This window comes from Mangrovimonas sp. TPBH4 (assembly GCF_001280505.1).
GTDB lineage: Bacteria > Bacteroidota > Bacteroidia > Flavobacteriales > Flavobacteriaceae > Mangrovimonas_A.
On the sequence record NZ_LBIO01000043.1, the window covers coordinates 1 to 12,389 of the forward strand.

Genomic DNA, 12,389 nt, shown 5'->3' on the forward strand with positions numbered 1-12,389 from the left:
CATTCTAACAAGACTTCAGGATTAAAATTTTCATTGTAAGTAATTATATATAAAAATAAATTTGTTTTTACAATTGAAATTTCGTACAGATGTTAAAGTTTCTAATAAAAAGTCTTTTTATGTAACTCATTCGTAATTAAATAGATATTATTGCACTCCTGATTTGATAATAAGGATTATTAAGTCAGTTTTTTCATTGAAAAATACAATCAAAGTAAGTTAATTCCTTATTATTATTGACTTATATCGGATATATTTTTCTTTACAACGGATTTTTAATAAAATTACAAAAAACAATTACACAACAATTAGTACGATAAGTACGCCCCAAAATTAATAGCATATGAAGTCCCCAAATTTTAACTGCCACTTTAGTGGTGTGCACAACTTTTGTGTAAAAACATTTCTATTTTTATTACTATTATTTATTAATTTCAATTCTTTTTCTCAACAATTAGCTTTCCCTTCAGCCAAAGGTTTTGGTAGACATGCCACAGGGGGAAGAGGAGGAGTCGTCTTAAAAGTTACCAACTTAAATGATAGTGGACCTGGAAGTTTGAGACAAGCACTTCAATATTCGTCAGGACCAAGGACCATTGTCTTTGAGGTTGGCGGGACTATTACTTTGACTAGTGCATTGAGTGTTACAAATGGAGATGTAACTGTAGCAGGACAGACAGCTCCAGGTGATGGGATTCTAATAAAAGGATCAATGGTTATAGTTGAAGATTCAAATGTTATCATAAGGTATTTACGTTTTCGACCTGGTCCATCCGCAGCAAATACAGCTGATGGTTTAAATATTACTGCTTGGAGCGGGACTGTTGAAAATATCATTATTGATCATTGTTCTATAAGTTGGTCTGATGACGAAAATTTCGATATTAGAGCAGTTGGTTCAGGAAAGGTCCAAAATGTTACACTTCAAAATTCAATTGTATCCGAAAGCGGATACGGAGCTTTAGCGGGCCCAGGAACATACAATAAGACTTATTATAATAATCTTTTTGCTCATAATAGTGAGAGAAATATTCGTTCCAACTATCCGGACCCAGGAACATTTAGTTTTGAAATGATTAACAATTTGATTTATGGTTGTAAATGGTCGACGTCACCAAGTTTAGGTACGAAGTTTACGGTACTAAACAATCATTATAGAAAATCTAGCCAAGTTACAGTGAATGGGTCTATGGTTGATGGTACAACAAGTGGTCAAGGTACAGCCTCTGAAACTTATGCATATATTAGTGGAAATATTACCGCAGGAGGTGCGAGTGAATATAACAGCGCTTTATCCCCTTATATTGAAACAACTCCTTATCTAAGTTCTGGAATTGAAGCTGTGAATGCTAATCAAGTTGCTAATAATATATTATCTCATGTAGGTTGTAGTTTGCCTAATAGGGATGCAGTGGATAACAGGCTTATTAATCAATATAACGCAGGTAATGGTGCTTTAGCTTCTTCGGGTATCTATCCAACAATATCTGGAGGAACAGCACTAACTGATTCTGATGATGATGGTATGCCAAACTCTTGGGAAATTGCAAATGGTTTAAACCCTAACGATGCATCAGACAGGAACATTGTTCAACCAGACGGGTATACAAACTTAGAGTATTACTTAAACGGTATGACCTTGGGAAACGGTAATGAAACCGTTACCGCCAATGCAGGAGAAGATCAAGAAATTTGTGAAGGTGAGTCTGTAACATTAACAGCTACAGGTGGTACTACATACGAATGGAGCAACGGAGAAACTACGGCAAGTATTGAAGTATCTCCAGAGGAAACTACCACTTATACAGTAACTGCTTATGGAAGCACTGTAAGTAACTCTGACACAGATGAAGTGACAGTTACAGTAAATGCACTTCCAACTGCAAATGCGGGAAATGATGTAAGTATCTGTCAAGGAAATAATGTAACACTTACTGCTTCAGGAGGAGGAAGCTACCTTTGGAATACAGGAGCTACTACTCAAAGTATTACAGTAAGCCCTAACTCAACAACTACTTATTCGGTTGAAGTAACCTCTAATTCTTGTTCTGATTCAGATGAAGTTACTGTAACGGTTAATGAATTGTCACAAGTAAATGCAGGAAACAATGTAACTATTGGATATGGAGAAAGTGTAACACTTACCGCTTCAGGAGCTAATACCTACAGCTGGAATACAGGAGCTACTACTCAAAGTATTACAGTGAGTCCTGCACAAACCACAACATATGAAGTCACAGGGTATAGTAATGGTTGTGAGACCACAGATACCGTCACAGTTTTTTTGGTAGATAACAGCGTAATCGCCGACGCTGGTCAAAATCAGGAAATTTGTCAAGGTGAAACTGTTACTTTAACAGCTACCGGAGGTAGTACTTATGAGTGGAGTAATGGAGCTACTACAGCAAGTATCACCGTATCGCCGGATGAAACTACTACTTATACTGTGACTGCCTATAGCAGTGCCGGAAGTAATTCTGACACAGATCAGGTAACCGTAACAGTAAATACACTTCCTTCTGCAAATGCAGGTAATGATGTGAGCATCTGTCAAGGTGAGTCAGTGACATTAACAGCTACAGGAGGAACGAATTACCTATGGAACACAGGGGAAACAACTGCAAGTATCTCTGTAAATCCTAATACAACAACAATATATTCTGTTGAAGTCTCCTCTAATTCTTGTGCGGCTTCAGACGAAGTAACCGTAACCGTAAACGAATTGCCAACAGTGGATGCTGGAGCCAATGTAACAATCACCGAAGGGGAGAGCGTAACGCTTAGCGCAACCGGAGGAAATACCTATGAATGGAACACAGGAGCAACGGCCGCTACAATCACTGTAAGCCCAGCTGTAACCACAACCTATGAAGTGACTGGATTTGTAAACGGATGTGAGGCTACCGATACGGTGACCGTAACCGTTGAAGAGGATACGATTGTAATCGTTAATGCCAATGCAGGTGAGGACCAAACTATCTGTCAGGGAAGCACAGTGACATTGACTGCAACCGGAGGTGACACTTACCTATGGAACACTGGTGAGACTACTGCTAGCATCACCGTAAGCCCAGAGGCAACGACTACCTATTCGGTAACCGCTTATATCGGAGAGAGCGAAGGAACGGACGAAGTTACTGTAACCGTAAATGAATTGCCTGTAATCGATGCAGGAGCCAATGTAACAATCACCGAAGGGGAGAGCGTAACACTTACCGCTACAGGAGGAAATACCTATGAATGGAACACAGGAGCTACAGCCGCTTCAATCACTGTAAGCCCAGCTGTAACTACGACCTATGAAGTGACTGGATTTGTAAACGGATGTGAGGCTACCGATACGATTACCGTAACCGTTGAAGAGGATACGACTGTAATAGTAAATGCCAATGCGGGTGAGGACCAAACAATCTGTGAGGGAAGTACAGTAACATTGACTGCAACCGGAGGTGACACTTACCTATGGAACACAGGTGAAACTACGGCTAGCATCACTGTAAGCCCAGAGGCAACGACTAACTATTCGGTAACTGCTTATATAGGAGAAAATGAAGGAACGGACGAAGTAACCGTAACCGTAAACGAATTGCCAACAGTGGATGCAGGTTCTAATGTAACAATCACCGAAGGGGAGAGCGTAACACTTACCGCAACGGGAGGAAATACTTATGTATGGAATACGGGAGCTACAGCCGCTACAATCACTGTAAGCCCAGCTGTAACCACAACCTATGAAGTGACTGGATTTGTAAACGGATGTGAGGCTACCGATACAGTGACCGTAACCGTTGAAGAGGATACGACTGTAATCGTCAATGCCAATGCAGGTGAGGACCAAACCATCTGTGAGGGAAGTAACGTGACGTTGACTGCAACCGGAGGTGACACTTACCTATGGAGCACAGGTGAGACTACGGCTAGCATCACTGTAAGCCCAGAGGCAACGACTACCTATTCGGTAACTGCTTATATCGGAGAAAATGAAGGAACGGATGAAGTAACAGTAACCGTAAACGAATTGCCTGTAGTGGATGCTGGAGCCAATGTAACAATCACCGAAGGGGAGAGCGTAACGCTTACTGCAACCGGAGGAAATACCTATGAATGGAATACAGGAGCAACGGCCGCTACAATCACTGTAAGCCCAGCTGTAACCACGACCTATGAAGTGACTGGATTTGTAAACGGATGTGAGGCTACCGATACGGTGACCGTAACCGTTGAAGAGGATACCACTGTAATAGTAAATGCCAATGCAGGCGAGGACCAAACCATCTGTGAGGGAAGTAACGTGACGTTGACTGCAACCGGAGGTGATACTTATTTATGGAACACAGGTGAGACTACGGCTAGCATCACTGTAAGCCCAGAGGCAACGACTACCTATTCGGTAACTGCTTATATCGGAGAAAATGAAGGAACGGACGAAGTAACCGTAACCGTAAATGAATTACCTGTAGTAAATGCAGGAGCCAACGTAACAATCACCGAAGGGGAGAGCGTAACGCTTACCGCAACCGGAGGAAACACTTATGAATGGAACACAGGAGCAACGGCCGCTACAATCACTGTAAGCCCAGCTGTAACCACCACTTATGAAGTGACTGGATTCGTAAATGGATGTGAGGCTACCGATTCGGTGACCGTAACCGTTGAAGAGGATACCACTGTAATAGTAAATGCCAATGCAGGTGAGGACCAAACCATCTGTGAGGGAAGTAACGTGACGTTGACTGCAACCGGAGGTGACACTTACCTATGGAGCACAGGTGAGACTACGGCTAGCATCACTGTAAGCCCAGAGGCAACGACTACCTATTCGGTAACTGCTTATATCGGAGAAAATGAAGGAACGGATGAAGTAACAGTAACCGTAAACGAATTGCCTGTAGTGGATGCTGGAGCCAATGTAACAATCACCGAAGGGGAGAGCGTAACACTTACCGCAACCGGAGGTAATACCTATGAGTGGAACACAGGAGCAACGGCCGCTACAATCACCGTAAGTCCAGCTGTAACCACGACCTATGAAGTGACTGGATTTGTAAACGGATGTGAGGCTACCGATACGGTGACCGTAACCGTTGAAGAGGATACGACTGTAATCGTTAATGCCAATGCAGGTGAGGACCAAACCATCTGTCAGGGAAGCAACGTGACGTTGACTGCAACCGGAGGAGACACTTACCTATGGAACACAGGTGAAACTACCGCTAGCATCACTGTAAGCCCAGAAGCAACCACTACCTATTCGGTAATTGCTTATATCGGAGAGAGCGAAGGAACGGACAACGTTACCGTAACGGTAAATGAATTGCCTGTAGTGGATGCAGGAGCCAATGTAACGATCACCGAAGGTGAGAGCGTAACACTTACCGCAACCGGAGGTAATACCTATGAGTGGAACACAGGAGCAACGGCCGCTACAATCACCGTAAGTCCAGCTGTAACCACGACCTATGAAGTGACTGGATTTGTAAACGGATGTGAGGCTACCGATACGGTGACCGTAACCGTTGAAGAGGATACGACTGTAATCGTTAATGCCAATGCAGGTGAGGACCAAACCATCTGTCAGGGAAGCAACGTGACACTGACTGCAACCGGAGGTGACACTTACCTATGGAATACAGGTGAGACTACCGCGAGTATCACTGTAAGCCCAGACGCAACTACAACTTATTCGGTAATTGCTTATATCGGAGAGAACGAAGGAACGGACGACGTTACCGTAACAGTAAACCCTCTTCCTAATGTGAACATCACTAATGGAGAAGTAGTAACAATTCTGTTGGGAGATTATGTAACCTTATCAGCTATAGGCGCAAATAATTATGTTTGGAGCAATGGTGCTACAGAACCAAATATTGCAGTAAGCCCGACTGTAACTACCGTTTATGAAGTAACTGGCTTTATCAATGGATGTGAGGCTACTCAACAGGTTACTGTAAAGGTTATTGAGCCTGTTTCTGCTGAAATAGTAGCAGAAAGTCTGGAAGTATGTTTGGGTGAGAGTGTTGTATTAACAGCTTCTGGAGGTGATGAATTTCTTTGGAGCAATGGTGAAACAACTCAAAGTATCACCGTAACTCCAGAAGAGGCTACCGAATACACGGTAACTGTTTACAATGAGTTGGATGAAGACCAGGCTTCTGTATCCATTAATGTAGTAGATTGTGATGCAATTGTTGGCCCAGAGATTACAGAAGGCGAGTTTAGTTTTTATTTCAATAAAAGAGCTGATATATTAACCTTAAATTTTTCGGGATACCAAAGTGTTCAAAGTATTGCGATTTATGACATGCAAGGAAACCTTGTTTATCAAATTGATTTAAACCAACTTTTGGAAGGTGAAGAATTTACTTTGGATATTGATACTTCAAGTTTCAAAAACGGAGCATTTATTATCAAAGTTCTTTGTAATGGCACTGAGGTTATCACTAAGAAAACTGTATTCAACTAAGGTTTCAATTTAGAAATAGCATCAAACAAAAAGCGCGACAATTAGTCGCGCTTTTTTCATTTTCTATAAAGTCATTAATTTATGAAGGCCATTACTTTAAATGTACCAACAATATTTTAGCGATGGAATCACAATTTTCAACATCGATAATAACTTCTTTGTTTTCTAAGGAATTCTCTATAACATAGGTTTTGCAATCTTTAGGCTTGGTATTGCTTTTGGAAAAATTGACATTTCCAGACCAGATGAGTTCTGAAATAGCGATAGTATCCAATTCATGCAATTGCATGGTTGCCAATGCTTCTTTTGAATACACTTTCTTTTTCAACGAAATGTTTTTTATTGTTCTGGCATTAGGCCCATAGCTACAAGATGTGTTTTTTCCTTTTAAGAAAAATGCTAAAAATATTAATCCAATGGAAAAACCACCTAAGTAGTATCCAATACGTTGTATTAATTTCATATAATATTTAAAAAATTAGAAGATTTACGTCACTGTAATTCAAACCGAACCAATCCGCAACAGATTTGTTGGTAAGAATTCCGTGGTAAAAATACAACCCATTTTTTAAACCGCGATCATATCTAATCGCATCTTCGATTCCTCCGTCTTCACCAATTTGCATTAGATAGGGGGTGAAGATATTACTAATCGTTACCGAGGCTGATCTAGAATATCGAGCAGGGATATTGGGAACACAATAATGGGTAACTCCATTGTATTCAAAAGTTGGTTTGTCATGATTGGTAACTTCACTTGTTTCAAAACATCCCCCCATATCAATACTTACATCTATAATCACCGATCCATTCTTCATACAGCTCACCATGTCTTCTGTGACAATTACAGGGGCTCTGTTGGAACCTCTAACTGCACCAATGGCCACATCGCAACGTTTTAAGGCTTTGATAAGATTCTTTGGCTGTATTGTAGATGTATAGATAGTTTGGCCAAGATTGAATTGTAATCTTCTTAATTTGGTAATCGAGTTATCAAACATTTTAACGTTAGCACCTAATCCAATCGCAGATCTTGCAGCAAACTCACCAACTGTTCCTGCTCCAATAATAACAACCTCGGTAGGAGGAACGCCTGTAATGTTTCCAAACATTAGGCCATTACCTCCATTGATATTTGATAATAATTCTGAAGCAATTAAAACTGAAGCTGTTCCTGCAATTTCACTTAGCGACCTTACGGCAGGGTATGCGCCATCTTCATCCTTTATAAATTCAAAAGCTAAAGCAGTTATACGTTTAGCTGCTAGGGCTTCAAAATATTTCTTCTGCTGTGTTTTTAGCTGTAATGCAGATATAAGAAGGGTATGCGGATTGATAAGTTTAATTTCATCTAAAGAAGGTGGTTCTACCTTTAAGATAATAGGATTGGCAAAAACCTTAGCCGTGTCCTTGGTTACTTCGGCACCAGCATCGCTATAGGTTTTGTCTCTGAAATTAGCACCTTCACCCGCACCAGATTCCACCATAACTTTATGGCCATTTGATACTAAAGCAGAAACTGCATCAGGCGTCAAGCATACTCTTTTTTCTTGAAAATGTGTTTCTTTTGGAATGCCAATAAAAAGTTCACCTTTTTTTTTGTAGACCTCTAAAGTCTCTTCCTGAGGCAAAAGCTGTGCTTTTGTAAAAGGAGATAAGGGTTTGCTCATTTAAGTTGAATTAAAAACTCAAATTACAAATAAAATTTTGATATAAAAGCTGATTTTAAGACTAAAAATAGTCCTTAAGCCTTCCCATGAAATTTTTGGGAGGACCAATTTTAAATTCATCCTCCAATTCCTGCATGGTTTTGTCTACATCATTTATTTTACTAAACATTCTGGCTCTTATCAAATAGATTGAAGGAATGACTATGGCCATTACAGGGAGCATAGAAACTAATTGGAATTCATCAATATATTCTGTGTCACCTTTTATGGTAGTCATAATCTGGATAAGATACATAAGAATAGGTACTAGTAAAGTATGGTACCACCAATGACGACAAGTAAAAAACCATAAAAGAAGTAATAATAAAGGGACAACTTTACCTGTCAGAACCCACATGGCATAATTGGCGTCTTTCCAAAAGGTACTATCGTAAGTAAATAAAAAAGTGTCCCATACTTTTTGAGCAGGAACACTTTCATATAAAGAATAAAATAAGGGGGTTGCAGCAATTATAGTAGCAATGATACTACCAGATACAACTCTCTTAGTTATTTTTTTAGGTACCAGGAATGATTGGTCTTGGTTTCTTTTGAATTTCAGTTTTGACTTGGTCATTTAGGTCGATTAAATTTGTAGCCTGAGCTGCAAACAACATTCCACCAAAAATAGCAATTGCTAATACATACTTTTTAGTTTTCATAATTTCAAGGGATTTAATTAATTAATATGATTCAAATTTATAGGTAACAGCTTACAAAAACTGTTAAAGAAATGTTAAAATCATATTGCCAAATCCCGAGTATGTTACGGTTTTTCCGTAGTCTTTAGCAATCGTCAGGTGGGCAAACACCTGTTTTTTATAAAAAATTTTGAGGCTTCATGTTGTTTTGTCCAGTTAGTTTTATGTTTTGGGTTAATTTTAGGGTTCTTTGGCCATTTTCGTCAGTTACAATTTCCATAGAAACGGCATCTTCTGGCAATAATGAAGGTATTTTTTCTGGCCATTCCATCAAAATCCACGCATCACTATACAGATATTCTTCCACACCAAAATTCAGAGCCTCTTCTTCATCTTCTATTCTATAAAAATCAAAATGATAAACAGAACCTTTTTCAAGGTTATATTCATTCACAATCGAAAATGTAGGGCTACTTACAGTATCGTTGCTACCAAGAGCTTTCACCAAGGCTTTTATTAAAGTTGTTTTTCCAACACCCATTTTTCCGTAAAACAGAAGGGTTTTTGAGTTTACTTCATTTAAAACCTTTTTTACAACAGTTTCAATATCATGTATTTCGTAACTGATTTTCAATTTATTCAATGGATTATTTATGAATACAATTATATGAATAAATATATGAATTTCCTAAAAAAACAAGTATTTCATCGAATATTTTTGTATTACATAGATTATTTAGGCTCCAAAACTACAAAAGGGATAATCATTTCCTCTAGAGAAATGCCTCCATGTTGATAGGTGTTTCGGTAATAACTTACATAGTGATTATAGTTGTTTGGATATGCCAAAAACGCATCCCCTTTAGCAAAAATAAAAGAGCTTGTCATATTAATGGAAGGCAGGTTCACCGACTTTAGATCTTTTATAGCATAGACATCCTTATTTTCATAGGTTAAGCTTCTACCTGTTTTATATCTTAAGTTCAAGCTTGTGTCACGATCACCAATTACTTTTGAAGGGCTTTTTACATTAATGGTTCCATGATCTGTAGTCAATATTAATTTAAAACCTAAAAGCTGTGCTTGCTGTATCATTTCCAATAAGGGAGAATTTTTAAACCAGCTTTGAGTTAATGATCTGTAAGCCTTGTCATTGGAAGCAAGTTCCTTCACTACTTCCATTTCTGTTTTGGAGTGCGAGAGCATATCCACAAAATTATAAACGACTACCGTGAGGTCATTGTTTTTTAAGGCCTTGAAATTGTCTACTAGTTTTTTTCCTGATTTAAGATTAGTTATTTTATGATATTCAAATTTTAAATCTTTCAACCCTAATCTTTTCAACTGATGCTCCATGAACTCTTCTTCATGTAGATTTTTACCTCCCTCGTCCGTGTCATTTTTCCAAAGATTGGGGTGTAGTTTTTCCATGTCACCAGGCATTAGACCTGAAAATATGGCGTTTCTGGCATATTGGGTAGCTGTAGGTAGTATACTGAAATAAGGTTCCTCTGCAGTCTTTTTGTAATAATTGTTCACAAATGGCTCAAAGGATTTCCATTGATCATAGCGTAAATTGTCAATTACAACCAATAAAGTTGGTTGTTCCTTACTCAACTCCGGCACTACTTTTTCCTTAAACAACCTATGCGACATAACCGGAGCGTCTTCAACATCTTTAAACCAAGAGGCATAATTCTTTTCTACAAATTTCCCAAATTGTAAGTTTGCCTCGTTTTTTTGTGACTCCAAAATTTCTGTCATCCCCACATCTTCAATGTCCTCTAGTTGCAACTCCCAATACAGCAATTTCTGGTAAAGGTCTTCCCATTCTTCAAAACTGTTGACCATGGTTAAGTCCATTGCTATTTTTCGGAATTCCTGTTGGTAATTGGAAGTGGTCTTTTCAGAAATTAATCGCGAATGGTCCAGATTCTTCTTTAAGCTCAGTAATATCTGGTTCGGATTTACTGGTTTTATCAAATAATCGGCAATTTTACTACCTATGGCTTCTTCCATGATATATTCCTCTTCACTTTTAGTAATCATTACCACAGGAAGATTGGCCCTTTTCTCTTTTATCTCCGTTAAGGTTTCCAATCCCGTAAGTCCTGGCATATTTTCATCCAGGAATACAATGTCGAAACTGGAATTATTAATTGCCTCCAGTGCTTCTGTACCACTTTGGCAAGTTGTAACGCTGTATTGTTTTTTTTCTAAGAATAAGATATGAGGCTTAAGCAGGTCGATTTCATCATCAACCCAAAGAATATTTATTTGGTTCATGTATATTTGTTTAAATTAATGTAATAGCTCAAGTTTGGAAAATAAAGTAAACAAACTCAAAATATTTAACGACCCAATTTACGGATTTATTACTATTCCGAATTCGTTGATTTTTGATTTGATTGAACACAAATATTTTCAGCGCCTCCGAAGAATTACCCAAATGGGCATGTCCTATTTGGTATATCCAGGAGCTCATCACACACGATTCCATCACGCTATTGGCTGCATGCATTTAATGCAAAAAGCCTTGAATGTGCTTCGTTTTAAAGGGATTGAAATTTCTGAAGAAGAGGAAAATGCACTTTATATTGCCATTTTATTACATGACATTGGGCACGGTCCATTTTCGCATGCCATGGAGCATAGCATTGTAAACGGAGTTTCCCATGAGACTATTTCACTTCTATTTATGGAGCGTTTAAACGAAGAATTTAACGGAAGTTTAACGCTTGCCCTAGATATTTTCAAAGGAAACTATCACCGCCAGTTTATGTGCCAATTAATTTCTAGTCAGTTGGATATGGATCGTTCTGATTACCTAAAGCGAGACAGCTTTTATACGGGTGTGGCAGAAGGTAATGTGAATAGTGAACGCTTAATCACGATGTTTAATGTGGTTGATGACCAATTGGTAGTAGAGGAGAAGGCCATTTACAGTGTAGAGAAGTTTTTGATTGCACGAAGGTTCATGTATTGGCAGGTTTACTTGCATAAAACAGGATTGGTAGCAGAGCAATTATTAACCCGTGTATTAAAACGTGCCAAGGAACTCACGAGTTCAGGAATTTACTTAAATGCTAGCAAACCGCTTTCTTATTTTTTGGAACGTGAAGTAACCGTTGAAAACTTTAGTGAGAACGATTTGGAATTATTCTCAAGATTGGATGACAATGATATTATCTCAGCCATGAAAGAATGGCAATATCATGACGATTTTGTATTGAGTAACCTAAGTAGTATGATTATTAATCGGGACCTTCTAAAAATAAAATTTAAAGAGAATAAAATAAAGGAGGGGCTAATCGAAAAACAAGTCAAGAACTTGATGGATGATTATGGTATTTCTGAATATGAAGCCTCTTATTTTGTTTTTACCGGAGATATTTCAAATCAGGCTTACAACCCTAAATGCCAACCGATACATATTCTGAAGAAAACGGGAAAGATTGTTAAAATAGGAAAGGCATCAGGCCAGTTTCATATCAAAGCACTATCCAAACCTGTGACCAAATATTATATATGTTATCCCAAGGACAAAATGTGATACATTTTTTCTATTTTTGCCAC

Annotated in this window: 8 protein-coding genes; 2 read left to right on the forward strand and 6 right to left on the reverse strand. The window is 38.6% G+C overall.

From position 1 onward, the window contains the following. Positions 1-343: 343 nt before the first annotated feature. On the forward strand, positions 344-6,463 hold the full coding sequence (locus ZA05_RS07400; RefSeq protein ID WP_053991058.1) for a hypothetical protein: 6,120 nt from the start codon (positions 344-346) through the stop codon (positions 6,461-6,463). 91 nt (positions 6,464-6,554) lie between these two features. Here the strand turns inward: ZA05_RS07400 and ZA05_RS07405 are convergent, their stop codons facing one another. From ZA05_RS07405 to ZA05_RS07425, 6 genes are all read right to left on the reverse strand, one after another. After that, entirely contained in the window at positions 6,555-6,926 is a 372-nt protein-coding gene (locus ZA05_RS07405; RefSeq protein WP_053991059.1) for a DUF4258 domain-containing protein, read from the reverse strand. A gap of 7 nt (positions 6,927-6,933) precedes the next feature. After that, entirely contained in the window at positions 6,934-8,133 is a 1,200-nt protein-coding gene (locus ZA05_RS07410) for an alanine dehydrogenase (protein ID WP_053991060.1), read from the reverse strand. A 61-nt stretch (positions 8,134-8,194) separates the two neighbouring features. After that, on the reverse strand, positions 8,195-8,410 hold the full coding sequence (locus ZA05_RS18455; RefSeq protein WP_231632465.1) for a hypothetical protein: 216 nt from the start codon (positions 8,408-8,410) through the stop codon (positions 8,195-8,197). A gap of 280 nt (positions 8,411-8,690) precedes the next feature. Further along, a complete protein-coding gene (locus ZA05_RS18330) occupies positions 8,691-8,834 on the reverse strand; it encodes a hypothetical protein (protein ID WP_197276064.1) in 144 nt (47 codons plus the stop codon). 157 nt (positions 8,835-8,991) lie between these two features. Then, complete coding sequence (tsaE, locus tag ZA05_RS07420) at positions 8,992-9,456, reverse strand: tRNA (adenosine(37)-N6)-threonylcarbamoyltransferase complex ATPase subunit type 1 TsaE (protein ID WP_369793853.1); 465 nt, start codon at positions 9,454-9,456, stop codon at positions 8,992-8,994. Between the two features lie 89 nt (positions 9,457-9,545). Further along, on the reverse strand, positions 9,546-11,099 hold the full coding sequence (locus ZA05_RS07425; RefSeq protein ID WP_053991062.1) for a bifunctional response regulator/alkaline phosphatase family protein: 1,554 nt from the start codon (positions 11,097-11,099) through the stop codon (positions 9,546-9,548). Positions 11,100-11,133: 34 nt separating this feature from the next. Between ZA05_RS07425 and ZA05_RS07430 the strand changes: the two genes are divergently transcribed. Continuing rightward, on the forward strand, positions 11,134-12,366 hold the full coding sequence (locus ZA05_RS07430) for an HD domain-containing protein (protein WP_053991063.1): 1,233 nt from the start codon (positions 11,134-11,136) through the stop codon (positions 12,364-12,366). Positions 12,367-12,389 lie beyond the last annotated feature (23 nt).

Excerpts from the sequence above, each read along its gene's own strand:
- ZA05_RS07400 (WP_053991058.1), top strand. The coding sequence starts at position 344 with ATGAAGTCCCCAAATTTTAACTGCCACTTTAGTGGTGTGCACAACTTT.
- ZA05_RS07405 (WP_053991059.1), bottom strand. The coding sequence starts at position 6,926 with ATGAAATTAATACAACGTATTGGATACTACTTAGGTGGTTTTTCCATT.
- ZA05_RS07410 (WP_053991060.1), bottom strand. The coding sequence starts at position 8,133 with ATGAGCAAACCCTTATCTCCTTTTACAAAAGCACAGCTTTTGCCTCAG.
- ZA05_RS18455 (WP_231632465.1), bottom strand. The coding sequence starts at position 8,410 with ATGACTACCATAAAAGGTGACACAGAATATATTGATGAATTCCAATTA.
- ZA05_RS18330 (WP_197276064.1), bottom strand. The coding sequence starts at position 8,834 with ATGAAAACTAAAAAGTATGTATTAGCAATTGCTATTTTTGGTGGAATG.
- ZA05_RS07425 (WP_053991062.1), bottom strand. The coding sequence starts at position 11,099 with ATGAACCAAATAAATATTCTTTGGGTTGATGATGAAATCGACCTGCTT.